Origin of the sequence: Pedococcus bigeumensis (genome assembly GCF_006438965.1) — a bacterium.
Taxonomy (GTDB): domain Bacteria; phylum Actinomycetota; class Actinomycetes; order Actinomycetales; family Dermatophilaceae; genus Pedococcus; species Pedococcus bigeumensis_A.
Genome location: NZ_RCZM01000002.1, coordinates 137,930 through 163,957 on the forward strand (window position 1 = coordinate 137,930; position 26,028 = coordinate 163,957).

Annotated in this window: 26 protein-coding genes; 19 read left to right on the forward strand and 7 right to left on the reverse strand. The window is 70.5% G+C overall.

Annotated elements, in window-relative coordinates; genetic code table 11:
* Positions 1-3: 3 nt before the first annotated feature.
* On the reverse strand, positions 4-2,304 hold the full coding sequence (gene tkt / locus EAH86_RS05535) for a transketolase (RefSeq protein WP_140737658.1): 2,301 nt from the start codon (positions 2,302-2,304) through the stop codon (positions 4-6).
* Positions 2,305-2,466: 162 nt separating this feature from the next.
* On the opposite strand from tkt, the gene EAH86_RS05540 reads away from it, so the two are divergent.
* A complete protein-coding gene (locus EAH86_RS05540) occupies positions 2,467-3,417 on the forward strand; it encodes a heme o synthase (protein WP_140737659.1) in 951 nt (316 codons plus the stop codon).
* Here EAH86_RS05540 and EAH86_RS05545 read toward each other — a convergent pair.
* The 5 genes from EAH86_RS05545 to EAH86_RS05565 form a co-directional block, all read right to left on the reverse strand.
* Positions 3,407-4,774 (reverse strand): MFS transporter, encoded by a 1,368-nt coding sequence (locus tag EAH86_RS05545; RefSeq protein ID WP_140737660.1) that lies wholly within the window; start codon positions 4,772-4,774, stop codon positions 3,407-3,409. The genes EAH86_RS05540 and EAH86_RS05545 overlap by 11 nt on opposite strands.
* Positions 4,771-5,352 (reverse strand): ArsR/SmtB family transcription factor, encoded by a 582-nt coding sequence (locus EAH86_RS05550; protein ID WP_140737661.1) that lies wholly within the window; start codon positions 5,350-5,352, stop codon positions 4,771-4,773. Before EAH86_RS05550 ends, EAH86_RS05545 begins: the two co-directional genes overlap by 4 nt.
* Before the next feature lie 65 nt (positions 5,353-5,417).
* A complete protein-coding gene (locus EAH86_RS05555) occupies positions 5,418-6,353 on the reverse strand; it encodes a COX15/CtaA family protein (protein ID WP_241668218.1) in 936 nt (311 codons plus the stop codon).
* A gap of 236 nt (positions 6,354-6,589) precedes the next feature.
* Entirely contained in the window at positions 6,590-7,393 is an 804-nt protein-coding gene (locus tag EAH86_RS05560; RefSeq protein ID WP_140737662.1) for an ABC transporter permease, read from the reverse strand.
* Complete coding sequence (locus tag EAH86_RS05565; protein WP_140737663.1) at positions 7,390-8,100, reverse strand: ABC transporter ATP-binding protein; 711 nt, start codon at positions 8,098-8,100, stop codon at positions 7,390-7,392. Before EAH86_RS05565 ends, EAH86_RS05560 begins: the two co-directional genes overlap by 4 nt.
* A gap of 169 nt (positions 8,101-8,269) precedes the next feature.
* On the opposite strand from EAH86_RS05565, the gene EAH86_RS20170 reads away from it, so the two are divergent.
* The 13 genes from EAH86_RS20170 (at position 8,270) to EAH86_RS05625 (ending at position 19,582) form a co-directional block, all read left to right on the forward strand.
* Positions 8,270-8,443, forward strand: coding sequence for a hypothetical protein (locus tag EAH86_RS20170; protein WP_161988573.1), 174 nt, complete (start codon positions 8,270-8,272; stop codon positions 8,441-8,443).
* Between the two features lie 102 nt (positions 8,444-8,545).
* Positions 8,546-8,740 (forward strand): hypothetical protein, encoded by a 195-nt coding sequence (locus tag EAH86_RS05570; RefSeq protein WP_140737664.1) that lies wholly within the window; start codon positions 8,546-8,548, stop codon positions 8,738-8,740.
* Positions 8,741-8,886: 146 nt separating this feature from the next.
* Positions 8,887-11,814: a helix-turn-helix transcriptional regulator gene (locus EAH86_RS05575; RefSeq protein ID WP_161988574.1), complete on the forward strand. Its 2,928-nt coding sequence runs from the start codon at positions 8,887-8,889 to the stop codon at positions 11,812-11,814.
* Between the two features lie 76 nt (positions 11,815-11,890).
* Positions 11,891-12,712, forward strand: coding sequence for a helix-turn-helix transcriptional regulator (locus tag EAH86_RS05580; protein ID WP_241668219.1), 822 nt, complete (start codon positions 11,891-11,893; stop codon positions 12,710-12,712).
* The gene (gene sufB / locus EAH86_RS05585; RefSeq protein WP_140737666.1) at positions 12,709-14,130 is read left to right on the forward strand and encodes a Fe-S cluster assembly protein SufB; all 1,422 of its coding nucleotides are present in this window, start codon (positions 12,709-12,711) and stop codon (positions 14,128-14,130) included. Before EAH86_RS05580 ends, sufB begins: the two co-directional genes overlap by 4 nt.
* On the forward strand, positions 14,127-15,329 hold the full coding sequence (gene sufD / locus EAH86_RS05590) for a Fe-S cluster assembly protein SufD (RefSeq protein ID WP_140737667.1): 1,203 nt from the start codon (positions 14,127-14,129) through the stop codon (positions 15,327-15,329). Before sufB ends, sufD begins: the two co-directional genes overlap by 4 nt.
* Complete coding sequence (locus tag EAH86_RS05595) at positions 15,326-15,682, forward strand: non-heme iron oxygenase ferredoxin subunit (RefSeq protein WP_241668220.1); 357 nt, start codon at positions 15,326-15,328, stop codon at positions 15,680-15,682. The genes sufD and EAH86_RS05595 overlap by 4 nt, the downstream gene beginning before the upstream one ends.
* Positions 15,683-15,744: 62 nt before the next feature.
* On the forward strand, positions 15,745-16,503 hold the full coding sequence (gene sufC / locus EAH86_RS05600) for a Fe-S cluster assembly ATPase SufC (protein ID WP_140737668.1): 759 nt from the start codon (positions 15,745-15,747) through the stop codon (positions 16,501-16,503).
* 29 nt (positions 16,504-16,532) lie between these two features.
* Entirely contained in the window at positions 16,533-17,831 is a 1,299-nt protein-coding gene (locus EAH86_RS05605) for a SufS family cysteine desulfurase (RefSeq protein WP_140737669.1), read from the forward strand.
* The gene (gene sufU / locus EAH86_RS05610; RefSeq protein WP_140737670.1) at positions 17,831-18,292 is read left to right on the forward strand and encodes a Fe-S cluster assembly sulfur transfer protein SufU; all 462 of its coding nucleotides are present in this window, start codon (positions 17,831-17,833) and stop codon (positions 18,290-18,292) included. Before EAH86_RS05605 ends, sufU begins: the two co-directional genes overlap by 1 nt.
* The gene (locus tag EAH86_RS05615; RefSeq protein WP_140737671.1) at positions 18,289-18,618 is read left to right on the forward strand and encodes a metal-sulfur cluster assembly factor; all 330 of its coding nucleotides are present in this window, start codon (positions 18,289-18,291) and stop codon (positions 18,616-18,618) included. The genes sufU and EAH86_RS05615 overlap by 4 nt, the downstream gene beginning before the upstream one ends.
* Positions 18,619-18,797: 179 nt before the next feature.
* On the forward strand, positions 18,798-19,196 hold the full coding sequence (locus tag EAH86_RS05620) for an acVLRF1 family peptidyl-tRNA hydrolase (protein ID WP_277752320.1): 399 nt from the start codon (positions 18,798-18,800) through the stop codon (positions 19,194-19,196).
* A 20-nt stretch (positions 19,197-19,216) separates the two neighbouring features.
* A complete protein-coding gene (locus tag EAH86_RS05625) occupies positions 19,217-19,582 on the forward strand; it encodes a hypothetical protein (RefSeq protein ID WP_140737673.1) in 366 nt (121 codons plus the stop codon).
* 5 nt (positions 19,583-19,587) lie between these two features.
* Here EAH86_RS05625 and ypfJ read toward each other — a convergent pair whose 3' ends face one another.
* A complete protein-coding gene (gene ypfJ, locus EAH86_RS05630) occupies positions 19,588-20,514 on the reverse strand; it encodes a KPN_02809 family neutral zinc metallopeptidase (protein ID WP_140737674.1) in 927 nt (308 codons plus the stop codon).
* A gap of 154 nt (positions 20,515-20,668) precedes the next feature.
* On the opposite strand from ypfJ, the gene EAH86_RS05635 reads away from it, so the two are divergent.
* The 5 genes from EAH86_RS05635 to cysD all read left to right on the forward strand — a co-directional run bounded on the left by EAH86_RS05635 (position 20,669) and on the right by cysD (position 26,013).
* On the forward strand, positions 20,669-22,270 hold the full coding sequence (locus EAH86_RS05635) for an ABC-F family ATP-binding cassette domain-containing protein (RefSeq protein ID WP_140737675.1): 1,602 nt from the start codon (positions 20,669-20,671) through the stop codon (positions 22,268-22,270).
* A 173-nt stretch (positions 22,271-22,443) separates the two neighbouring features.
* Entirely contained in the window at positions 22,444-24,120 is a 1,677-nt protein-coding gene (locus tag EAH86_RS05640) for a nitrite/sulfite reductase (RefSeq protein WP_140737676.1), read from the forward strand.
* Positions 24,117-24,323: a hypothetical protein gene (locus tag EAH86_RS05645; protein WP_140737677.1), complete on the forward strand. Its 207-nt coding sequence runs from the start codon at positions 24,117-24,119 to the stop codon at positions 24,321-24,323. The genes EAH86_RS05640 and EAH86_RS05645 overlap by 4 nt, the downstream gene beginning before the upstream one ends.
* Positions 24,320-25,087 carry a phosphoadenylyl-sulfate reductase gene (locus EAH86_RS05650; protein WP_140737678.1) on the forward strand — a complete coding sequence of 256 codons (768 nt, stop codon included), beginning with the start codon at positions 24,320-24,322 and terminating at the stop codon, positions 25,085-25,087. The genes EAH86_RS05645 and EAH86_RS05650 overlap by 4 nt, the downstream gene beginning before the upstream one ends.
* Entirely contained in the window at positions 25,084-26,013 is a 930-nt protein-coding gene (cysD, locus tag EAH86_RS05655; protein WP_140737679.1) for a sulfate adenylyltransferase subunit CysD, read from the forward strand. Before EAH86_RS05650 ends, cysD begins: the two co-directional genes overlap by 4 nt.
* Positions 26,014-26,028: the final 15 nt, after the last annotated feature.

Genomic DNA, 26,028 nt, shown 5'->3' on the forward strand with positions numbered 1-26,028 from the left:
GGGTCACTTCCTCTTCGCATTGGCCGCGGCCTTGGTCGCGGCACTCTTCTTGGTCGTGGTGTCGGTTGCCTTGCTGGGGGATGCCTGGGCACGGGGACGCGTCTGCGTCACTGCGGCCGCCACGGGCTTGCGAGCCGTGGCGCGGACCTCCTTGAGCGAGTCCTTGGCGGCCTTGACGACCGCCTCCGGCGTGAGGCCGAACTCGCGGTACAACGTCTTGTAGTCAGCCGACGCACCGAAGTGCTCGATGCTGATGCTGCGGCCGGCGTCGCCGACCAGGTCGTGCCAGCCGAGCGAGACCGCTGCCTCGACACTGACCCGAGCCCGGACCTCGGGTGGCAGCACCCGGTTCTGGTAGGCCTTGCCCTGCTGCTCGAACCACTCGCGACACGGCATGGACACCACGCGGGTGGGCACGCCCTGGCTCTCCAGGGCGTCACGGGCATCGAGGGCGATCGAGACCTCGGAGCCGGTGGCGATGAGGATGACCTCGGGTGCCGCCTTGCCGGTCTTGCCGCCGTCGATGAGGACGTAGGCGCCCTTGGCGACGTTGCTCGCCTTGGCGTGGGTCTTCCGGTCGATGACCGGAAGGTTCTGCCGGGTCAGCGCGAGGGCGGCCGGGCGCTTGTTGCGCAGGATGGCCTCCCAGGCAGCCGACGTCTCGTTCGCGTCACCGGGACGCACGACGTCCAGGCCGGGGATCGCGCGCAGGGCCGCGAGGTGCTCGATCGGCTGGTGCGTCGGTCCGTCCTCGCCCAAGCCGATCGAGTCGTGGGTCCACACGTAGGTGACGGGCAGCTGCTGGATCGCGGCCAGCCGGACCGCAGGCCGCATGTAGTCGGAGAACACGAGGAAGGTGCCGCCGTACGGACGGTTCAGTCCTTCGAGGGCCATCCCGTTGAGGATCATGCCCATGCCGTTCTCGCGGATGCCGAAGTGCAGCGTGCGGCCGTAGGGGCCGCCCTTCCAGTCGCGGGTCTGCTTGCTGCGCGGGATGAAGGACGGCTCGCCCTCCATGGTCGTGTTGTTGGACTCCGCGAGGTCGGCCGAGCCACCCCACAGCTCGGGCATGACGCCGGCGAGGGCCGTCAGCACCTTGCCCGAGGCGGCGCGGGTCGCCATGCCCTTCTCGGTGTCGGTGGCGAACTCGGGAAGGGCGTCGGAGAGGCCGTCCGGCAGGTCGCCGGCGACGAGGCGGTCGAGCAGCGCGGCGCGGTCGCCGTGCGCCTTGCGCCACGCGGCATACCCCTTGTCCCACTGCTTGTGCGCGGCCTTGCCGCGGGTTTTCACCTTGCGCGCGTGGGCGAGGACGGCACGGTCGACCTCGAAGGACTTCTTCGGGTCGAAGCCGAGAAGCTCCTTGGTCGCTGCGATCTCGGCGTCCCCGAGCGCGGAGCCGTGCGCCTTGCCGGTGTCCTGCTTGGTCGGAGCGGGCCAGGCGATGATGGTGTGCAGGACCACGAGGGTCGGCTTGGTGGCCTTCTTGGACTTCTCCAGGGCCGCGTGCAGCGCGTCGACGTCCTCGACGTAGGCCGCGCCGTCGCCGTCGCCACGCCAGTCCACGTCCACGACGTTCCAGCCGTAGGCGCGGTAGCGGGCGCCGACGTCCTCGGAGAACGAGATGTTGGTCTGGTCCTCGATCGAGATCTGGTTGGCGTCGTAGACGATCGTGAGGTTGCCGAGCTCCTGGTGCCCTGCCAGCGAGCAGGCCTCGGACGACACGCCTTCCATCAGGTCGCCGTCGGAGGCGATGACCCACACGTGGTGGTCGAACGGGCTGGTGCCGGGCTTGGCCTCCGGGTCGAACATGCCGCGCTGACGCCGCTGGGCCATGGCCATGCCCACCGCGGACGCGAGTCCGGAACCCAGGGGACCGGTCGTGATCTCGACGCCGGTCGTGTGGTGCACCTCGGGGTGGCCCGGAGTCAGCGAACCCCATGTGCGCAGGGCTTTGAGGTCGGTCAGCTCGAGGCCGTAGCCGCTCAGGTAGAGCTGGACATACTGGGTGAGGCTGGAGTGCCCGGCCGACAGGACGAACCGGTCGCGGCCCAGCCAGGCGGGGTCGTTCGGGTCGTGGTTCATGACGTTCTGGAAGAGGACGTAGGCGGCGGGGGCGAGGCTCATCGCCGTGCCCGGGTGGCCGTTGCCGACCTTCTGCACCGCGTCCGCGGCGAGCAGTCGCGCGGTGTCGACAGCGCGGACGTCGAGGTCGGTCCAGCCGGCCTTGCGGGCCACGGGGCTGCGCAACGCGGTGCTGCGCTTCCGGGTGGCGGTGGCCTTGGTGGAACGAGTGGTGGTGGGCACGAAAAGTTCTCCTCACACTGAGCTGCGCAGGCGGCGCACGACAACGATCCGAGACTAGTCCCGGAGGGGAGCCCCGTCGCATCCAGTCCCGCCCGTGGACCCTCCGGCTCCGGGGATAGACTGACCCGGCCCGCCAACCCTGCACCACCCGCGAAGGATGCCGTGACCGCACTCGATCCGTCAGCCCGGATCTCCGCGTCCCCGGCGCCGGGGCGTCGAAGCAAGGCGGCGGCATACCTCGCCCTCACCAAGCCCCGCATCATCGAGCTGCTGCTCGTGACGACGGTGCCGGTGATGTTCTTGGCGCACAAGGGAATCCCGTCGCTGTGGCTCATCGTCGCCACACTCGTCGGCGGCTCGCTCAGCGCCGGTGCGGCCAACACGTTCAACTGCGTCTACGACCGCGACATCGACGCGGAGATGCACCGCACGAGCAACCGCCCGATGGTCACCGGCGAGATCACCCCTCGCCAAGGTCTCGTCTTCGGCGTGGCCCTCACCATCGCCTCGACGGTGTGGTTCGCCCTGGTCGTCAACTGGCTCTCCGCGGCACTCTCGCTCGGGGCAATCGTCATGTATGCCGTGGGCTACACGATGATCCTCAAGCGCCGCACCGCGCAGAACATCGTCTGGGGTGGGGCAGCCGGCTGCATGCCCGTCCTCATCGGCTGGTCGGCCGTCGCGAACTCGGTCTCGTGGTCGGCCGTGATGCTGTTCCTCGTCATCTTCTTCTGGACGCCGCCGCACTACTGGCCGCTGTCGATGAAGTTCAAGGACGACTACGCCGCTGCCCGCGTGCCGATGCTCCCCGTCGTCGAGAAGTTCGTCGTCGTCGCCCGGCAGATCGTGGCCTACTCGTGGGCGATGGTCGCGGTGTCCCTGGCGCTCGTGTGGGTCAACCCGATGGGCTGGATCTACCTCGGCACCGCCGTCGTCACCGGTGCGCTCTTCCTCCTCGAGGCGCACCGACTGCTGCGCGTTGCCAAGACCGGAGCGGGCCCGCAGGTGCTCAAGCCGATGCGGCTGTTCCACTTCTCGATCACCTACGTCGGCATCCTCTTCCTGGGTGTGGCGATCGACCCGCTGGTCTACCTGCCGATCTTCACGCGCTGAGGTTCGCCTCGGTCGCCCCGGTCACCGGGTTGGATTCGTCCGTGGCAGGACCGGGCATCTCACGCAACCCGCGCAGCGGGCTCCAGAACATCGACACGCACGCGAGCACGTGGATGGCCGCCATCACCGCGATCGTGGGGCGCAGGCCGAGCTGGGTCCCCATCACCCCGGCCACGACACCCGCCAGCGGCATCGTCCCGAAGTTGACCACCTGGGCCGTGGTGACCTGTCGGGCGACCATGTGCTCTGGGACGTACCGGTTGCGCCAGGCACCGCGCACGATGTTGCCCGCGACCACGCCGATGCCGACCAGCAGCATCCCGGCGACCATCGCCACCAGGCCTGGCCCCGGCGCACCCAGCGGCACGAGCAGAGCGGGCGGGCCGGCCAGCAGCTGCAGGGCAAGGAGTGCTCGTGCGGAACCGAGGCGACGCGACACCCAGGTGGCGATGCTGGCACCGACGACACCTCCGACCGAGCCGACCGCCAGGGCGAGTCCGACCCCGCCCGAGGACAGGTGGACCTCGCGGACGAGGAACAGGACGAGCAGCGCGCTGTAACCCGTGAGCCCGAAGTTGCTGACACCGCCCATGAGCGTGAAGAACCGCAAGAGCCGGTCGTGGCGGATGTAGTCGATGCCCTCACGGATTCGCTGGTGCAGCGGTGCCACCGTCGCGACGGTCCCCACCTCCACGTCCGGGTCCGGCATTGCCGACGCCGGCGGCGCTGCCGACGCCGGCAGCGCTGCCGACGCCGGCAGCCTGAGCCGCCACAGGCAGAGGGCCGAGACGAGGAAGGTGACGGCATCCACGAGCAGGCCCCCGGCGGCCGAGGCGAGCTGCGCCATCAGGCCACCGACACCGGGCCCGGCCACTTGCATCGCCGACTCGGTGCCGAACAGCCGGGCGAACGCTGACTCCTGCTGCTCACGCGGCGCGACCTGGCGGACCAGCCCGGGATAGGCGGCCCGGAAGAAGACGGTGCACACGCCGTTGCAGAACGCAGCCACAGCCAGGTGCGGCAGCGTCAGGAGGTCGAGGGCCCAGGCGACGGGGACGCTCGCGAGCGTGACGGCAGCGGCCAGGTCGCTGAGGATCATGACCCGTCTCGCGGGGAGGCGGTCGACCCATGCCCCGGCGGGGAGGCCGATCAGGAGCCACGGCACCCACGCCGCCGCCGTGAGTGCACCCATCCACCCCGGGCCGGCGTCGAAGCCGACGACCGCCAGGAGGGGGAGCAGGACCGAGGTGGTGGCGTTGCCGAGGACGCTGACGCCTTCGCCGAACCAGAGCAGGCTGAAGTTCCGGTTGCGGGCCAGTGGGGGAGGCGGGGCAACCGGTGTGGTGGGGGTCGTCATGGCTGGGCCGGGAACCCTCGGGCGAAGACGAACACGGGCTCGCGCTCGACGCCGTCATCGGGCACCTCGCGCCGGGACCACCGCATCAGGACATCGACCATCTCGTCGGCGACCTGCTGGAGCTCGTCGGGGGAGAGGTGCATCCAGTTCTGCGTGGCGAACGACACGGCGTCCCACTCGGGGGCCGAGGCCGCGTTCGCGTTCCAGTCGCGGGTCCGCTCGAACTGTCGCTGCACGGTCAGCGCCTCTGCGGCATAGGCCGCAGTGACGGCGGCGGTGTCGTCGGCGAAGTCGGCACGTGACCATCGGGTGCCGGGGTCGACCAGGCGCCACCAGCGTTCGCGGCGGTCCTTGGCCAGCTCGGGAGCCTCTTCGACCAGACCGGCCTCGTGCAGGACCTTGAGGTGGTGGCTGGCGCTGCCGACGGCCTGCCCCGTTCGGGTGGCGAGGGCGGAGGCGGTGGACGGACCGTCGACCTTGAGGGCGTCCATCATCCGCGAGCGGAACGGGTTGGCCATCGCGGAGAGGGCCTTCGCGTCGGTGACGGTGCGGACGCCGGGGCGTGGTGTGGCGGGCATGTGCACAAGACTAATTGCACAATGAGCATTGCACAAGAGCGCTTGTGCAATGCCGCAAACGCCCGTCAGTGGTCGTCAGTGCCGGCGCGGAGCCGGACCATGGCCCGGGTGAGCGCGACGACGAGCAGCGTTGCCAGGAACATGTGGACCAGCACGACTGCCCACGGCAGTCCGGTGAAGTACTGCGTGTAGCCCACCAGCCCCTGGGCGATCGTGACCGCGAAAACCGCTGCCCAGGCCCGGCCCGCAGCAGGAGAGCTACCGGTCAGCCGGCTCGCGATCCAGACGGCGACGACCAGCCCCACGAAGAGCATCACCGCGTCGGCGTGCAGCCAGGAGATGGTCCGGGGGTCGAAGCCGAACCTCGCCGGCTCGTCCGCGTCGCCCGAGTGCGGACCGGATCCGGTCACGACGGTGCCGAGCGCGAGCACCACGGCGGCGGCGGCGCAGGTGACCCACCCGAGCCGCTCGACGAGCGGGTGGACCGTCAGGTCGCGCGCGCCCTCGCCCTCCTGGGCGCGGAACACGAGGTATGCCGCGGCGGTCACCAGGCACATCGACACCAGGAAGTGGGCCGAGACGGTGTAGGGGTTCAGACCCGTCCGGACCGTGATCCCACCCAGGACGGCCTGCACCGCGACGCCGCCGAGGACGACCAGGGCGGGGACCAGCAGGTCGCGCCGTCGGGCTGCCCAGCGCCACACGGCATACACGGTGGCGATCGCGGCGATGCTCACCACGCTGGTGAGGGTGCGGTTGCCGAACTCGATGTAGCGGTGCCACCCCTCGGCCTGGTGGGGCACCGGGGTGTAGGAGCCGGGGACGCACTGCGGCCAGGTCGGGCAGCCCAGGCCACTGCCGGTCAGCCGGACCAACCCGCCGGTCACGACGATGAGCACCTCGACGACGAGGTTGGCCAGCAGGATCCGGGGCAGCCACACCCGTCCGGCGGGGGCCACTGGCGCGGCCGTCGGGGTGGTCGAGTCGGGTGCTGCGGTCACGGCAACGAGGGTACGACTCAGGGTGGACCCTGACGCGGTTGGGGGAGTCCCCTCATGGTGTCCCGAGTCGTGGGCTGGCTGACTGGACCCATGGAGAGCAACACGTGGCGGGCGGGGGTCGCGGCGGGCTACGCGGCGCTGCTGGTGGTGGCTGTCGTGACTTCGCGGCCGTGGTGGCTGGTGGGCCTGCTCGCCGTCGTGACGGTCGTGTGCTGGACCAAGGCGGGCGCGAGGGGTCAGTCGCTCCAGCGGAAGAACCGTCGGGCCAGCACCGTCGCGACGAGTGCCCACACCGTCATGACCAGCCAGGCTCCGGGCAGGACACGGCCTTCGACCAGTGCGGCGCGCAGGCTGTCACCGAGGGCGGCCGATGGCAGCAGGCCCACCACGGCGGCGAACCGGTCAGGCAGCTCGGTGCCCGCGATGACGACCCCGCCGAGGGCCAGCAGCGCGACCCACAGGAGGTTGGCCACGGCCAGCACCCCTTCGGCGCGCAGGGTGCCCCCGAGCAGCAGGGCCAGGGCCGCGAAGGCCCACGTGCCCAGCACCAGGGCGACCAGCGCAGCGGGTATGCCGCGCAGTGCCGGCTCCCAGCCGAGCGCCGCGCCCAGCGCACCGATGACCACCAGCTGCACCGCGATGACCGAGAGCACCGCGACCGCCTTGGCCAGCACCAGCCCGGTGCGACCGAGGGGAGTGACCCCGAGCAGCCGCAGCACGCCGTAGCGGCGGTCGAAGCCGGTCGAGATGGCCTGACCGGTGAACGCCGAGGAGATGACGCACAGGGCGAGGACGCCCGGGACCGCGAGGTCCACCCGACGTCCGTCGCCCAGCGAGATGGCCTCGGCGTGCACCAGTCCGACGAGGACGGCGGCGGGAAGCAGCACGGCCACGAGCAGCTGCTCACCGTTGCGCAACAGGGTCGCCGCCTCGAACCTGGCCTGGGCCAGCACCCGCGCAGATGGGGACGCCGGACCGGAACGGGCACTGTGCGACGGGTTGGTGGGCGTCGCGTTGGCGGGGGTGGCGTCGGCGGTCATGCGACCGACTTCCGGGTGAGGGCGAAGTAGCGGTCCTCGAGCCGGTCACCACCGGTGACGTCGGCCAGCGAACCCTGGGCGACCACGGCGCCGGCGGCGACCACGACGAGGTGGTCGGCCAGCCGTTCCGCCTCCTCGAAGGAGTGGGTGGTGAGGACCACCGCGGCGCCGTCGTCGGCGAGCGACCGCACCAGCTCCCAGACGTCGAGGCGGGCATGCGGGTCGAGGCCCGCGCTCGGCTCGTCGAGGAAGGCGACCTCGGGACGACCCACGAGGGCGGCTGCCAGGGCGACACGCTGGCGCTGGCCACCCGACAGCCTGCGCACGGAGGTGCCTGCGAACTCGTCGATCCCCAGCCGCTCGACCAGCGGCAGGAGCGGCGCCGGCGCGGCATACATCGAGGAGAGGTGGCGCAGCAGCCGCACGGGACGGGCGGAGGCGGGCAGCCCCCCGTCCTGGAGCATCACGCCGACGCGGGCGCGGTGGGCCGGGCCGGCGTTCCACGGGTCGGTGCCCAGGACGCGCACCTGACCACCGTCGGGGCGACGAAGCCCCTCGCAGCACTCGACCATCGTCGTCTTGCCCGCGCCGTTGGGCCCGAGGACGGCAGTGACGGAGCCGAGCTCGGCCTGCCAGGAGGCGCCGTCGAGGGCCACCACACCGCCGTAGCGCTTGGCGAGACCGGAGACGAGGACGGCTGGTGGCACGCGCTGAGTCTAGGTCCGGGGTGACTCCCGCCCTGAGGCGGGCCGGGGCACCTCAGACCGGGTCGCGAGGGTGCAGGAGTGGGCGACTTCCCCATGTCCGGGGGTGCCTCAGAGGCGAACTGTGAAGGCATCCGCACAACAGGACACCACCGCACGAAGGAGCAAGGCCATGAGCATCACCGCCCACCCGTACATCGTCCTCGCCGAGCAGCAGTGGAAGCAGGAGAGCCTGTCCGGCGCCAACCTCGCCAGCCACCGCACCCGTCGTCCGCGCAGGCGCCTCGGCTGGCACCTGCCGCGGCCGCTCGGACGCCCGGCCCGGCACACCCCGCGACCTGTCTAAGGCCCCCTGAGGGGGCAGCCGGCGCAGATAGGGCAGACGCCCCATGTCACCGCCTGCCTTAGGCGGTCAGGTTTAAGTCACCACCACCAGAAGGAGCACATCATGAGCATCAACGCAGACCCGCTGTTCGTCGCCGCAGAGGTTGCCTGGCGCACCGAGAACCTGTCGCACGGCCTGGCCACCGCCGGCCCGGCACGTCACCACGGCCACGCCATCCGCACCGCGCTCGGTCGGGTCATCCACCCGCACCGGCACGGTCGGGGCACCGCTCGCACCGGCGCAGCACGCGTCGCCTGACCGCGGCCGCCACCATGGCGACCACGACAGCAACCAGAACCGCGACCACGTCGGCGACAACGACCAGGACGGCGATCGCACCGGCGACCGCGCCGGACGTCGAAACCCACGACACCGTGTCGGACCACTCCGACATAATCGGTGCCGTGGGTTTCGAGCGTTCGGCAGCCGGGTTGTTCGTCGGGCGTGACGACGAGGCAGCTCGCCTCGCCGACCTCCTGGGCATCGACGGGGCGGCAGGCACCGGCATGGTGCTGCTCTCTGGCGACGCGGGCATCGGCAAGACCCGCATCCTGTCCGAGGTCGCGGCCCGGGCCCGGGCGCAGGACTGGACCGTCCTGGTCGGGCACTGCCTGGGTGAGGCTGGTCAGTCGCTGCCCTACCTCCCGTTCATCGAGGTCCTCGGACGTCTCGAGAGCACCTCGCCAGAGGTCCTCGACCGCGTCCTGAAGGCCCACCCAGGGCTGTCGCGCCTCGTGCCGTCGCGTCGCGCCGAACCCAACCCCGACGACCCCGCCGACGCGGTGGTCGACCGCGGTGACCTCGTCGAGGCCGTCCATGCAGCGCTGGACGACTTGGCCTCCGAGTCGCCGATCCTGCTCGTGGTCGAGGACGTCCACTGGGCCGACCAGTCCTCCCGCGACCTGCTGACCCTCCTGTTCACCCGCGGCTTCTCGCGCCGGGTGAGCATCCTCGCGTCCTACCGCAGCGACGACCTGCACCGCCGCCACCCGCTGCGGACCACCCTCGCCCACTGGTCCCGGCTGGCCGAGGTCGAGCGCCTCGACCTCACCCCCCTCGCCGACGGCGCCGTGCGCCAGCTGGTCCGCGGGCTGCAGACCCAGCCGCTCCCCGAGGCGCAGGTCCGCCAGGTGGTCGAGCGGGCCGAGGGCAACGCGTTCTTCGCCGAGGAGCTGGTGGCCGCGACCGCCCTCGGCGGTTCCGGCCTGGCCGAGGACCTGTCCCGCCTCCTGCTGGTGCGCTTCGACCAGCTCGACACGTCGGGGCAGCACGTCGTCAGGGTCGCCTCCGCGGCCGGTCGCCACGTGTCGCACCGCCTGCTGGCGGCGGTGGCCGGTCTCGGCGAGGCCGAGCTCGACGCCGGCCTGCGTGACGCCGTCGAGCACCACGTGCTGGTCCCCACCGACAGCGGCGGCTACGCCTTCCGACACGCGCTGCTGGGCGAGACGGTCTACGACGACCTGCTGCCGGGGGAGCGGGTGCGCGCCCACGAGAGGTATGCCGCGGCGCTGGCTGACGACCGCTCGCTCGGCACCTGGGCCGAGCTGGCCCGCCACGCGACGTCTGCGGGGCAGCGCGAGCAGGCCCGTGAGGCCAGCGTGAAGGCCGGTGACTCCGCCATGCGGATGGCCGGTCCCGAAGAGGCCTTCCGGCACTTCAAGAATGCCCTGGCCCTGATGCCCGAGACCGACCCCGACGTCGACGCGGTCACCCTCCGCGCCGCCACGGCCGCCACTGCCGTCGGTCGCGTCCTCAAGGCCCTCGAGCTGCTCGAGGACCGCCTGGCCCGGCGTGCGGCAGGCGCCGCCCCTGCTGGTCGGGCCGAGCTGTTGGCCGCCCTGGCGACGACCGCCCGGATCACCGAGAGCACCCTCGACACGCTCGCGGCGACCAAGGAGGGTCTCGGGCTGCTGGACGGCGCCGAGGGCGACCACCCCCAGATCCGGGCCCGGTTGCTCGCGGCCAAGGTGCAGGCACTCGCCGACCGGGGCCGCGACGGCGAGGCCATCGCTGCTGTCGACGAGTCGGTCGCGGCGGCCGAGGCCGCCGGACTCCACGACGTGGCTGACGAGGTCCGGGTGGTCGAGGCGCGCATCCTCGAACGCGCCGGCGATCCGGAGACCTCTCGAGCGACCCTGGAGCGGATCATCGCCGCATCCCGTAACCCGGGTGACCCGGCCGAGGTCCGGGCCTACCACCACCTCGGCTGGCTGCACCACCGTGCCGGCCGGCTCGACGAGGCGGTCGACGTCTATCGGCGCGGTGTCGAGCGCGCCCGTGGCGCAGGTCGACCGTGGGCTCCCTACGCCTTCGACGGGAGGCTGCTCGCCGGGATCGCCGCCTACGAGCGTGGCCGATGGCCAGAGGCCCTGGAAATCCTCGACGTCACCCGAGAGGTTCCGCCCGAGCCGGCCCGGTCCCTGCTGATGGGCGCCAGCATGTACGTCGCCGCAGCCCAGGGCGACTTCTCCGCGGTGGTGGGACTCGAGGTGTCGCGACCGTGGTGGGAGCAGGAGGGGCTCGTGCCGCTGCTGGTCGGCAGCGCGGCCATCGACCTCTACGGCCACGCCGACGACCTCGCGTCCGCGATCAAGGTGCACGACGAGGTCGTCGATGCGCTGAACCGGATCTGGTACCCCCTGTTCCAGGGGCAGCTGCGCCTCGATGCGCTGCTGCTCGGGCAGCTGGGCAGCCACATCCAGCGGGTCCCGACGTCCGAGCGAGCCGCGCTCCTGGCGCGCGGTCCCGAGCTCGTCGAGTCCGCGGGGCAGGTCTGGGACCGCGCCACCTCCCGGCCCGGCAACGACGGGCCCGAGTCGACCGCCTGGCGGGCGCGGGCCAAGGCCGAAGGCCTTCGCCTCGAGTGGCTCGGCGGAGCGGACGTCGACCCCGCGCCGCTCGTCGAGGCATGGCAGGCCGCAGTCGACGCGTTCGACGCCTACGGCCACCCCTACGAGACGGCCCGATCGCGGGCCCGCCTCGGCATGATCCTCAAGTCGACCGGCGACCCGCGGGGCTCGGACGAGCTCAAGGCCGCGCTCGAGGTCGCCCAGCGGCTCGGCGCCGAGCCGCTGCGGGCCGAGATCCGGCTCGGCGGGGGAGTCCGCTCCACCCCCAGGGCAGCGTCCCGGCAGGGGGAGTCGCTGACCACCCGCGAGGCGGAGATCCTCGCCCTGGTCGCCCTCGGCCGCAGCAACCGGCAGATCGGCACCCAGCTGTTCATCAGCGCCAAGACGGCCAGCGTGCACGTGTCCAACATCATCGCCAAGCTCGGGGTGACCGGTCGCGGCGAGGCGGTGGCCGTGGCCCGAGAGCGCGGCCTGCTCAGCTGACGCTCGACGGGCCGGTCATCGTGGTTAGGCTCACCTTGCTTTCCACGGTGCGGGGTATTTACGTAACATCGACGTTGTGAATATCCCGGCAGCGTCTGCGACGACTCAGGTGGCCCCCGCGGCCCTTGAGTCGCGCACCCGCGACCGGATCCTCCAGGTGATCAGCGAGCGGGGCCCGATCACGGCCGCGACGCTGGCCCTGGACCTCGGCCTTACTGCCCCCGCCGTGCGCCGTCACCTGGAGAACCTCGAGGACGCCGGCCTCATCGCCGCGCACGAGGTGGCCTCCAGTGTCCGCGGCCGCGGCCGTCCGGCACGCTCGTTCGTGCTCAGCGACGCTGGCCACCAGGGCCTCGAGTCCGACTACGACCACCTCGCCACCGAGGCCCTGCGGTTCATCTCGCAGGAGTCCGGCGAGGGCGCCGTGCGCCGGTTCGCCGAGTCCCGCGTCGCCGAGCTCGAGGGCCGGTATGCCGCGGAGCTGGCTGCCGCCGGCACCGGCACCGCCGCTCGTGTTGACGCCCTGGTCGGCGCCCTGACGCGGGACGGCTTCGCCGCCTCGGCCCGCCCGGTGGGTGAGCCGGGCTCCACGAGCCCGTTCACCGGCATACAGCTCTGTCAGGGGCACTGCCCCGTCCAGCACGCGGCTCGGGAATTTCCGCAGTTCTGTGACGCTGAGACAGATGCGTTCTCGCGCCTGCTCGGGGTGCACGTGCAGCGCCTGGCGACCCTCGCCCACGGCGACCACGTGTGCACGACCTTTGTTCCGACCAGCACTGGCATCCCCACCAGCACCGTTGCCGGTGCGAGCGCTGCACCCAGCACCACCCCCACCTCTGTCACCACCACCCCTGTCACCACCACTGCTGTTTCACCAACAGAAGGGTCCACGCGATGAGCACCAACATCGAGGAGCGCAACCCCGGTCTGAAGGACCTGGGCCGCTACGAGTACGGCTGGTCCGACAGCGACTCCGCTGGCGCGACCGCCAAGCGTGGCCTCAACGAGGACGTCGTGCGCGACATCTCCACGCGCAAGAACGAGCCGCAGTGGATGCTCGACCTGCGCCTGAAGTCGCTGCGCCTGTTCGGCAAGAAGCCGATGCCCAACTGGGGCTCCGACCTCACCGGCATCGACTTCCAGAACATCAAGTACTTCGTGAAGTCCACCGAGAAGCAGGCCACCACGTGGGACGAGCTCCCCGAGGACATCAAGAACACCTATGACCGGCTCGGCATCCCCGAGGCGGAGAAGCAGCGGCTGGTCTCCGGTGTGGCCGCCCAGTACGAGTCCGAGGTCGTCTACCACCAGATCCGCGAGGACCTGGAGGAGAAGGGTGTCATCTTCGTCGACACCGACACGGGCCTGCGCGAGCACGAGGACCTGTTCCGCGAGTACTTCGCGAGCGTCATCCCCGCCGGTGACAACAAGTTCGCCGCGCTCAACACGGCCGTCTGGTCGGGTGGCTCGTTCATCTACATCCCGCCGGGCGTCCACGTGGACATCCCGCTGCAGGCCTACTTCCGGATCAACACCGAGAACATGGGCCAGTTCGAGCGCACCCTGATCATCGCTGACGAGGGCTCCTACGTGCACTACGTCGAGGGCTGCACCGCGCCGATCTACAAGTCGGACTCGCTGCACTCCGCGGTCGTCGAGATCATCGTGAAGAAGAACGCCCGCGTTCGCTACACGACCATCCAGAACTGGTCCAACAACGTCTACAACCTCGTCACCAAGCGGGCGACCGCTGCCGAGGGCGCGACGATGGAGTGGATCGACGGCAACATCGGCTCCAAGGTCACCATGAAGTACCCGGCCGTCTTCCTCCTCGGCGAGCACGCCAGGGGCGAGACGCTGTCCATCGCCTTCGCTGGCGAGGGCCAGCACCAGGACGCCGGCGCCAAGATGGTGCACGCCGCTCCCAACACCTCCTCGACCATCGTCTCCAAGTCGGTGGCACGCGGCGGCGGGCGCACGTCCTACCGCGGACTCGTGCAGATCCTCGAGGGCGCCCACGGCTCCCGCTCGAGCGTGGTCTGCGACGCCCTGCTGGTCGACACGATCAGCCGCTCCGACACCTACCCCTACGTCGACATCCGCGAGGACGACGTGACGATGGGCCACGAGGCCACCGTCTCCAAGGTGTCCGAGGACCAGATGTTCTACCTCATGTCCCGCGGGATGACCGAGGAAGAGGCCATGGCCATGATCGTGCGCGGGTTCGTCGAGCCCATCGCGCGTGAGCTGCCCATGGAGTACGCCCTCGAGCTCAACCGCCTGATCGAGCTTCAGATGGAAGGAGCCGTAGGTTGAGCCTGCTGGCCCAGAAGAACCCCGAGGCGCCGGCAGGGTCCCATTCGGACTCCGCCGCCGCCTTCGTCCCCGACCAGTCGCGGGCCGAGCGCAAGACCTCGTATGCCGTGGACGACTTCGCCGTCCCCGGTGGCCGAGAGGAGGCGTGGCGGTTCACCCCGGTGGACCGGTTGTCCGCGCTCTTCCACGTCGCGCCGACCCAGACCGACAAGGTCACCGTCGACATCCAGGCCCCGGCCGAGGTGACCACCTCGCTGGTGGACCCCAAGGCTGCCGGCGTGCTGGTGCCCGCTGACCGCGTCGCCGCGGTCGCGTGGGCCGGCGAGGCCAAGGCCACGCTGGTGAGCATCCCGGCCGAGGCCGAGCTCGCCGAGCCGGTGCGGATCACCATCACCGCGACCGACCTGGCCCGGGTCAACGGCCACCTGGTCATCGACGCGGGGCACCACAGCAAAGCCACCGTCGTGCTCACGCACCGCGGCTCGGCCGAGTGTGCCGCCAACGTCGAGATCAAGGTCGGCGACGGCGCCGAGCTCACCTTCGTCACGGTGCAGGAGTGGGACGACGACGCCCACCACGTCACCCAGAACGACGCCCTCATCGGTCGCGACGCACGGTTGCGCCACATCGCCGTGACCCTCGGCGGCAAGGTCGTCCGGGTCTCGACGAACGCCCGCTACTCGGGTCCCGGCGGGTCCTTCGAGGGCCTCGGCGTCTACTTCGCCGACGCCGGTCAGCACCAGGAGCACCGGCTGTTCGTCGACCACGAGGCGCCGCACTGCCACTCCAACGTCGAGTACAAGGGCGCCCTCCAGGGCGACACCGCCCACACGGTCTGGGTGGGTGACGTGCTCATCCGCGCCAGCGCCGAGGGCACCGACACCTACGAGCTCAACCGCAACCTGGTGCTCACCGAGGGTGGCCGCGCCGACTCGATCCCGAACCTCGAGATCGAGACCGGCGAGATCGTCGGGGCCGGCCACGCGTCGGCGACGGGCCGCTTCGACGACGAGCAGCTGTTCTACCTGCAGGCCCGCGGCATCCCCGAGGACGTCGCCCGCCGGTTGGTGGTGCGCGGCTTCTTCGCCAGCATCGTCGCCCGGATCGGCGTGCCTGAGGTCTCGGACCACCTGATGGAGGTCATCGACGCCGAGCTCGGCGCGGTCCCCGGCATCGGGGCGATCGAGGACGTCGCGTGAGCGCCGTCCCCGAGACCGTGACCGACGACGTCGACTTCGTGCGCGTCTGCCGGGTCGACGAGCTGCCCGCTGTGGGCGCGGCGGCCGCCGACATCTTCGGACACGTCGTGGCCATCGTGCGCACCCGCGAGGGCGACCTCTACGCGGTCGACGACACCTGCAGCCACGCCAACGTCTCGCTCTCCGAAGGTGAGCTCGAAGGCACCACGCTCGAGTGCTGGCTGCACGGCTCGCGCTTCGACGTGCGCACCGGCGAGCCGTCCGGTCCGCCGGCCACGGCACCCATCGACGTCTACCCGGTCAAGGTCGAGGACGGCGACGTCTACGTCGGCACGACCCCACTGAACGCCTGACGTTCGAACGACAACATTCCGAACAGCTGAACTTCCGAACAGACATTGAGGAACGAGTAACCATGGCAACACTTGAGATTCGTGGCCTGACCGTCACCGTTGACGTCGAGGACGGCACCAAGGAGATCCTGCGCGGGGTCGACCTCACCGTGAAGTCCGGCGAGACGCACGCGATCATGGGCCCCAACGGTTCGGGCAAGTCCACACTGGCCTACTCGATCGCGGGTCACCCCAAGTACACCGTCACCGGCGGCACCGTCACCCTCGACGGTGAGGACGTACTGGCGATGAAGGTCGACGAGCGCGCCCGGGCGGGCCTCTTCCTCGCGATGCAGTACCCCGTCGAGGTCCCCGGTGTCACGGTCAGCAACTTCCTGCGCACCGCCAAGACCGCCATCGACGGCCAGGCTCCCAAGCTGCGCCACTGGGTCAAGGACATGAAGGGCGCCATGGAGGCGCTGCGGATGGACCCGACCTTCGCCGAGCGCAACGTCAACGAGGGCTTCTCCGGTGGCGAGAAGAAGCGCCACGAGATCCTCCAGATGGAGCTGCTCAAGCCGAAGATCGCGATCCTCGACGAGACCGACTCCGGCCTGGACGTCGACGCCCTGCGCGTCGTCTCCGAGGGCGTCAACCGCGCCAAGGACAGCAGCGAGGTCGGCGTCCTGCTGATCACGCACTACACGCGGATCCTGCGCTACATCAAGCCCGACTTCGTGCACGTCTTCGTCGACGGCAAGATCGTCGAGGAGGGTGGCCCGGAGCTGGCCGACCGCCTCGAGGCCGAGGGCTACGACCGCTACCTCGCCACCCAGGCCTGAGCGCCCGACCCAGCCACGCGGTATACCCGATGAGTGCAACGACCTTCAGCGACGGGGAGCTGGCCCGCATCCGGGCCGGTTTCCCGATCCTGTCGCGCACCGTCCGCGACGGGAAGCCGCTGGTCTACCTCGACTCCGGTGCCACTTCGCAGCGGTATGCCGGTGCGCTCGACGTCGAGCGTGCCTTCAGCGAGCAGGTCAACAGTGCCGTGCACCGCGGTGCGCACCAGCTGAGCGAGGAAGCCACCGACGCCTACGAAGGCGCGCGGGCGAAGGCTGCGCGGTTTGTCGGGGGAGCGGACGAGGAGGTGGTGTTCACCAAGAACGCCACCGAGTCGCTCAACCTGGTGGCCTATGCCTTTTCGAACTCCGTTGCAGGACAGCCGAAGGACCCGCGGCTCGACCTCGGTGAGGGTGACGAGATCCTCATCACCGAGATGGAGCACCACGCCAACCTCGTGCCGTGGCAGGAGCTCGCCCGGCGCACCGGGGCCACGCTCCGCTGGGTCGGCGTCACCGACGAGGGTCGCCTCGACGTCGACGGCGTGCACGGCCCGGCGCTCGGCGAGCTGCTCACCGAACGCACCAAGGTCTTCGCGTTCACCCACGTCTCCAACGTGCTCGGCACCGTCAACCCGGTCCGCGAGCTCGCCGCCGCCGCCCGGGCCGTCGGTGCCGTGACCGTGCTCGACGCCTGCCAGTCGGCGCCGCACCTCGCGCTCGACGTGACGGACCTGGGCGTCGACTTCGCCGCCTTCTCCGGCCACAAGATGTTCGGGCCGACCGGTGTCGGCGTGCTGTGGGGCCGCAACGAGCTGCTGCACGCCATGCCGCCGTTCATCACAGGCGGCTCGATGATCGAGACCGTGCGCATGGAGGCGACGACCTACGCGCCGCCGCCGCAGCGGTTCGAGGCCGGCTCGCCGAACTCGGCGCAGGCCGTCGGACTCGGTGCCGCCATCGACTACCTCGACGAGCTCGGTCTCGATCGCATCGCCGCCCACGAGCACGCGCTCACCGAGCGGCTGCTGGCCGGTCTGGCCCAGCGGCCGTGGGTCCGCATCGTCGGTCCTGCTGAAGCGGTCGACCGCGTCGGCGCGGTCGCCTTCGACGTGCAGGGCGTGCACGCCCACGACGTCGGGCAGGTGCTCGACGACCAGGGCGTCGCCGTCCGGGTGGGCCACCACTGCGCCTGGCCGCTGCACCGCCGGATGGGCGTGACCGCCACGACGCGGGCCACCCTCGCGGCCTACAACACGCCCGCCGAGGTCGACACCATGCTGGACGCCCTTGACCGCGTCCCCGAGATCTTCGGGGTGGCCAGCTGATGGACCTCTACCAGGAGCTCATCCTCGAGCACTCCAAGCGCCCCCTCCACGCCGGCCTGCGCGAGCCGTTCGGCGCCGAGGTGCACCACGTCAACCCCACCTGTGGCGACGAGGTGACGTTGCGCGTCCACGTGGAGGGCAGCGGCGCCGATGCTGTAGTCAAGGACATCTCCTACGACGCGCTCGGCTGTTCCATCTCCACCGCGTCCACGAGCGTGCTGGCCGACGAGGTCATCGGGCACACCGTCGCCGAGGCGATGACGACCCATGAGGCAATGCGCAGCATGCTGACCTCGAAGGGCGCCGACCCCGGTGACGAGGACGTCATCGGTGACGGCGTCGCCTTTGCAGGCGTGAGCAAGTACCCAGCGCGGGTGAAGTGTGCTCTGCTGGGATGGATGGCCTTCACCGACGCGTTGCACCAGGCAGGCATCGACACAACCAGCAAGGACAAGTCATGAGTGAGACGACCACAGCCACCCCCAACGTCGCGGACGTCGAAGAGGCCATGCGCGACGTCGTCGACCCCGAGCTCGGGATCAACGTCGTCGACCTCGGCCTGGTCTACGGCATCACCGTCGATGCGCAGAAGCACGCCGTCCTCGACATGACGCTCACCTCCGCGGCCTGCCCGCTGACCGACGTCATCGAGGACCAGACCCAGCAGGCCCTCGAGGGCCTCGTCGCGTCCTACCGCGTCAACTGGGTGTGGATGCCGCCGTGGGGCCCCGACAAGATCACCGATGACGGCCGCGAGCAGCTGCGCGCCCTCGGCTTCAACCTCTGAGTTCTCGCAAGCAGGGCCCCCACCAGCAGGGGACTCCCGGGCCGGACGGTCCGCGGCTGCGCGTCGTCGAGGTCTCACCCGAACGCCTGCCCGGGTGGCTGGAGCGGTTCGCCGCCAACAACGCCGACTCCCAGGCGCCGCAGCGGGTCACGGGGCGTGAGGAGTTTCCCCACGACCCGTTGGGTGTGCTGCTCATCCGCCGCGGCGGGTATGCCGTGGGGCTGGCCCGCGGGGCCGCGTTCACCGAGTCCAAGGTCGGCAAGCGGCACGTGCTGTCGCGCACGGCCGCCGGCGGCTGGTCCCAGCAGCGGTTCGCCCGGCGCCGCGGCAACCAGGCCGACGAGCTGGTGCGCGCAGTCGTGGAGCACACGCTGCGGATCCTGCCGCGCGGCATACCTCATGGTCTGGTCGCCGGTGGCGACAAGGCCCTGGTCCGCGCCGTCCTCGACGACCCGCGGCTGGCCCACCTCGACGCGCTGCCGCGTCGCGAGCTCTACGACCTGCCGGACCCGAGGCGTGCAGTCCTCGAGGAGGCCCTCAAGCGGGGTCGAGCAGTTCGGGTGACCATCGAGGACTGACCTGTCGCATGATGGGCGGCATGGCGAAGTACAAGGTCAACCGAGCAGCAGTGCGGCACTGTCGCGACCTGATCAGGGCCGGCAAGGTCGTGCTCGACAGCGAATGGGGCGCCGTGCAGCCCGACGCGGACAGCGAGAACGCGTTCCTCGAGGATCACGGGTGGGAGGAGTACCCCCAGTGGTTCCTCGGGCTCACCGAGGGCGCCAACGACGAGACCAAGGCGCGGCACGCCTTCGCCTACGGCGACTTCACCAAGGTCCACCGCAGCGGTCTCATCGCCTGCGTCTACCGCGCCGCGGAGTGGCGGCACAAGGACGTCGAGCTGGCGGCGCACCGGCTCCTGCAGGAGCTGGACAAGGCGCACCCGGGTGGATCCGACGACTGAGCGGCCTACTCGACGGTCGCGACGCTGAAGGTGTCGCACTGGTTGAGGTCGCCGGACTTGTAGCCGGTGGTGAACCACTTCTGCCGGGCCGCCGAGGACCCGTGCGTCCAGGTGTCCGGGTTGGCCCGGCCCTGGGTCTTCTCCTGGATGGAGTCGTCACCGACGGACGACGCCGCGGAGAGCGCGTCCTTGATGTCCTTGTCGGTCAGCGGTTTGAGGGCCGTCGTGGTGCCACCGTTGGTGCTCTGCACCTTGGTGGTCGAGGCGTGGTTGGCCCACACACCGGCCAGGCAGTCGGCCATCAGCTCCACCCGCACCCCACCGCTCTGCTCACCCTTCGGGTCCTGCTGCGCACGGTCGAGCAGGCCGAGGATGTCCTGGACGTGGTGGCCGTACTCGTGCGCGACGACGTACTCCTGGGCGAGCGCGCCGGTGCTCGACCCGAACTGGGACGACAGGATGTCGAAGAAGCTGACGTCGAGGTAGACCTGCTTGTCCAACGGGCAGTAGAACGGGCCGACCTGGTTGCTGGCCGTCCCGCAGGCCGACTGCGTGGAGCCGTCGTAGAGGATCGCCTTGGCCGGCGTGTACTCGCGCTTGTACTTCGTCAGCTCGGTGGTCCAGAAGGCGTTGACCGAGTTGACGGTGGCGATCGCCCGGCAGGTGTCGTTCTTGTTGGCGTCCGCCCCGGTCTTGCACTCGGAGAAGGACGAGCCGTCGACCGTGCCACCGGGCTGGACCTGGCCCTGGTCGCTCGTGCCACCGCCGGGGGTGGTAGGTAGGTCGCTCGGGTTGATGCCGAAGATCAGCGCGATGATGAGCAGGATGATGCCGCCGATGCCGCCGCCGACCACCGCGCCGCCGGGGCCTCCGCCGCTGCCGCCGGAGCCGACCTGCGAGGTGTCGATCTTGACATCGTCGTTGAAGCTCATCTGGCCTCCGCGGTGGTATGGGCGGGACCGCCCGGTGCAGGTGGTCTGGTTGGACAACTGTGCTGGTTAGACTAGTGATCTCAGCCCCTGAGCCGCGCATCCGCAACTCATCGGAGCGCCCCCACCCCTCGTCTGTGATGTCTGGAGTTCCGTCGTGATTGCCGCCAGTGGGATCGAGCTGCGCGCTGGGTCCAGGCTCCTGCTCGACGGTGCGACGTTCCGGATCGCCGCGGGCGACCGCGTCGGGCTCGTCGGCCGCAACGGCGCGGGAAAGACCACCCTGACCAAGGTGCTCGCCGGGCAGGGCCAGCCGGCCGCCGGTTCGGTGACGTCCACCGGCGAGGTGGGCTACCTGCCGCAGGACCCGCGCACCGGTGACCTGCACGTCCTGGCCCGCGACCGGATCCTCTCCGCCCGCGGCCTCGACCGGATCATCACCCAGATGCGCCAGGCCGAGGGCGCGATGGCCAGCGCCGACGACGAGACGCGGGACAAGGCGATGCGCCGCTACTCGCGCCTCGAGGGTGAGTTCACCGCCCAGGGCGGGTATGCCGCGGAGTCCGAGGCGGCCACCATCGCCAGTGCGCTGTCGCTCGAGGAGCGGGTGCTCGGCCAGCCGCTCGGCACCCTGTCCGGTGGCCAGCGGCGCCGCGTCGAGCTGTCGCGCATCCTGTTCTCCGGTGCCGCCACGCTGCTGCTCGACGAGCCCACCAACCACCTCGACGCCGACTCGATCGCCTGGCTGCGTGACTACCTCAAGGGGTACCAGGGCGGTCTGGTGGTGATCAGCCACGACGTCGGCCTGCTCAACGACGTCGTCAACCGGGTCTTCCACCTCGACCCCAACCGCTGCGAGCTCGACCTCTACAACGTCGGCTGGAAGCCCTACCTCCAGCAGCGCGAGACCGACGAGCGGGCCCGCAAGCGCGAGTACGCCAACGCCTCGAAGAAGGCCGCGGCCCTCATGGAGCAGGCCGAGAAGATGCGCGCCAAGGCCACCAAGGCCGTCGCCGCCCAGAACATGATCAAGCGCGCCGAGCGGCTGATGGCCGGTGTCGAGGGGGAGCGGACCTCCGACAAGGTGGCCAAACTGCGGTTCCCCGATCCCGCCCCGTGCGGGCGCACCCCGCTGCGGGCGTCCGGGCTGTCCCGGTCCTACGGCAGCCAGGAGGTCTTCACGGACGTCGACCTCGCCATCGACCGCGGGTCACGCGTCGTCGTGCTGGGCCTCAACGGTGCCGGCAAGACGACCCTGCTGCGGATGCTCGCGGGCGTCGACACCCCTGACACCGGGCAGGTCGAGCCCGGGCACGGCCTCAAGCTCGGCTACTACGCCCAGGAGCACGAGAACCTCGACGTCTCCCGCAGTGTGCTGTCCAACATGAAATCGGCGGCACCGGACTCGTTCGGCGAGACCGAGGTCCGCAAGGTCCTCGGGTCGTTCCTGTTCAGCGGTGACGACGTCGACAAGCCCGCCAACGTGCTGTCGGGTGGCGAGAAGACCCGGCTGTCGCTGGCGATGCTCGTGGTCTCCAGCGCCAACGTGCTGCTGCTCGACGAACCCACCAACAACCTCGACCCTGCGTCGCGCGAGGAGATCCTCGGCGCGCTGCGCACCTACAAGGGCGCCGTCGTTCTCGTGACCCACGACGAGGGAGCCGTCGAGGCGCTCGAGCCCGAGCGGATCCTGCTGCTGCCGGACGGTGTCGAGGACCACTGGGGCCAGGACTACCTCGACCTCATCTCGCTGGCATAGCGTTCGGGGCCACATCGAGATCCCAGCTCTCGGGCGAACTCAGCCCGCTGACGCCCGAGATCCCAGCTTTCGCGGCGATGGTGCGGGACCCGGCATACCCACACGTTTGGTGGGGATTGCGGTCGAATAATGGACGGTTATGCAATCCATAACACAGTTGGCACAATGGCTGGGTGACGCAGACCCCGACCAGGCCGCAGCGGCAGGCAGGCAAGGCCACCGGCGCCTGGGCCGACGGCGACCGCACCCCGCTGAACGCGAACGAGGAGTTCAAGCAGGCCGATGACGGCCTGAACGTCCGGGCTCGCATCGAGGAGGTCTACTCCAAGGAGGGCTTCGCCTCGATCTCGGGGGAGGACCTGCGCGGGCGGATGCGCTGGTGGGGTCTGTACACCCAGCGCAAGCCCGGCATCGACGGCGGCAAGACCGCCACCCTGGACCCGAGCGAGCTGGACGCCGAGTTCTTCATGCTGCGGGTCCGCAGCGACGGCGGAGCGCTCGACGGCGACCAGCTGCGCACGGTCGCCCAGATCAGCACCGAGTTCGCCCGCGACACCGCCGACATCACCGACCGCCAGAACATCCAGCTGCACTGGATCCGCGTCGAGGACGTCCCCGAGATCTGGTCGCGGCTCGAGGCGGTCGGCCTGACCACGGCCGAGGCCTGCGGCGACACCCCGCGCGTCATCCTGGGGTCACCGGTGGCCGGCATCGCCGCCGACGAGGTGCTCGACGGCACCCCGGCGGTCCGCGAGATCCTGGAGCGCTACATCGGCAGCCCCGAGTTCTCCAACCTGCCGCGCAAGTTCAAGACGGCCATCTCCGGCAGCCCGAGCCTCGACGTCGCCCACGAGGTCAACGACATCTCGTTCGTCGGTGTCGAGCACCCCGAGCACGGTCCCGGGTTCGACGTGTGGGTCGGTGGGGGACTGTCCACCAACCCGATGTTCGCCCAGCGCCTCGGCGTGTGGGTCGGTCTCGACGAGATCCCCGACGTCTGGAAGGGCGTCGTCTCGATCTTCCGCGACTACGGCTACCGGCGGCTGCGCAACCGCGCCCGGCTGAAGTTCCTGATGGCCGACTGGGGTCCGGAGAAGTTCCGCGAGGTGCTCGAGAAGGAGTACCTCGAGCGCGCCCTCACCGACGGGCCCGCGCCGCCACCGCCGTCTGCTCACCGCCGCGACCATGTCGGCGTGCACGCCCAGCAGGACGGCGACTTCTGGGTCGGCGTCGCCCCCATCGCCGGCCGCGTGAGCGGGAGCACCCTGTATGCCGTCGCGGAGCTGGCCTCGCGGCACGGCTCCGGTCGGGTGCGGCTCACCGCCCACCAGAAGCTGCTCGTGCTCGACGTGCCCCAGAAGGAGGTCGCAGCCCTGACCGAGGGGCTCACCGCCGCGGGTCTGCCGTCGGCGCCGAGCGAGTGGCGGCGCGGGCTGATGGCCTGCACCGGCATCGAGTTCTGCAAGCTCGCCCTCGTCGAGACCAAGGCCCGGGCCCACACGGTGATCGCCGAGATGGAGCGTCGGCTGCCCGACTTCGACGTGCCGTTCTCGATCCACATCAACGGCTGCCCCAACTCCTGCGCCCGCACCCAGGTGGCCGACGTCGGTCTCAAGGGCATGGTGCAGACCGACGACGACGGCAACCTCGTGGAGATCTTCCAGGTCCACCTCGGCGGCGGGCTGGGCACCGAGACCCAGCTGGCCCGCAAGACCCGGGCCCTCAAGGTGCGCGCCGAGGACCTGCCGGAGTACATCGAGCGACTGGCCGGACGTTTCCTCGAGCAGCGCGAGGGCACCGAGTCGTTCGCCCACTGGGCCCAGCGTGCAGAGGAGGACGACCTCCGATGAGCGAGAGCCCCCGCGCCAGCGTCATCTACTACTGCCCGTTCTGCGCCGAGGAGGACCTGCGCCCCGTCGAGGAGCCGCAGGGTGCCTGGCGCTGCAACGCCTGCGCCCGGGTCTTCACCGTGCAGATGGCGGCCCTGGACACGTCCCGGATCCCCGGCCGCGTCCGCGAGGAAGAAGAGCTGCAGAGCAGGAGGCAGTCATGACCACCACGACCGACACCCGCACCCCGGAGGCACTGCGCCGGCTGGCCGACGAGGGTGCTGCCCGGTTCGCGGCACTGGAGGCGGACGGCGGCGCTGGGACTGGCGCCGACGCGGCATACCTCGCTCGGGTGGAGCTGGCGCGGCAGGCGCTGGTCTGGGCGCACGAGACGTTCGGCGAGCGGCTCACGGTCGCGTCGTCGATGGGCGACGAGGTGCTGGTGCACCTCGTGGGCACCACCCTCAAGGACGCCGACGTGTTCTTCCTCGACACCGGCTACCACTTCGTCGAGACGCTCGGCACGCGCGACGCCTACGAGGCCATGCTGCCGATCAAGATCCGGACCATCCTGCCGTTGCTCACCGTGCCGCAGCAGGACGCCAAGTACGGCGAGAAGCTGCACGACCGCGACCCGAACTCGTGCTGCGCGATGCGCAAGGTCGAACCGCTGAACCGCGCGCTCTCCACCCACCAGGCCTGGGTGACCGGCTTGCGTCGGGTGGACGCCCCGACCCGCACCGACATCGGCATCGTCGGCTGGGACGACAAGCGCGCCATGGTCAAGCTCAACCCGATCGCGGGCTGGACCGACGACAACGTGGACCGCTACGTCGCCGAGCACGGGGTCTTCCTCAACCCGTTGCGGCAGGAGGGCTACGCCTCGATCGGCTGCGCACCCTGCACCCGCCCCGTCGCCGAGGGCGAGGACGCCAGAGCCGGCCGCTGGGCGGGCCAGGACAAGACCGAATGCGGGTTGCACACATGACCACCACCGCCGCGCGGGCGCTGCCCGACGAGTACACGCTCGACCACCTCGACCACCTGGAGTCCGAGGCGATCCACATCTTCCGAGAGGTCGCGGGGGAGTTCGAGCGCCCCGTCATCCTGTTCTCCGGTGGCAAGGACTCGGTCGTCATGGTGCACCTGGCGCTCAAGGCCTTCGCGCCGGCTGCGCTGCCGTTCACCCTGCTGCACGTCGACACCGGCCACAACTTCCCCGAGGTGCTCGACTACCGCGACGCGACCGTCGACCGGCTCGGGGTGCGCCTGGTCGTCGCGCACGTGCAGGACTACATCGATGACGGCCGGCTGCGCGAGCGCCCCGACGGCACCCGCAACCCGCTGCAGACCGTCCCCCTGCTCGACGCCATCGAGGCGGGCAAGTTCGACGCCGTGTTCGGCGGGGGCCGGCGCGACGAGGAGAAGGCCCGCGCCAAGGAACGGGTCTTCAGCCTGCGCGACTCGTTCGGCGCCTGGGACCCGCGCCGCCAACGGCCCGAGCTGTGGGACCTCTACAACGGCAAGCACGCCCCCGGCGAGCACGTGCGGGTCTTCCCGCTGTCCAACTGGACCGAGCTCGACGTGTGGCGCTACATCGAGCGCGAGGAGATCGCGCTGCCCGACCTCTACTACGCCCACGAGCGCGAGGTCTTCGGGCGGGATGGCATGTGGCTGGCTCCCGGCGAGTGGGGCGGTCCCAAGACGGGGGAGGAGGTGCAGACCCGCACCGTCCGCTACCGCACGGTCGGCGACATGAGCTGCACCGGCGCGGTCGACTCGGACGCCACCGACGTGGCCGGCGTGATCATCGAGCTGGCGGCGTCGCGGCTCACCGAGCGCGGTGCGACGCGGGCCGATGACCGGATGTCCGAGGCCGCCATGGAGGACCGCAAGAAGCAGGGGTACTTCTGATGGCGCGCGAGGCCA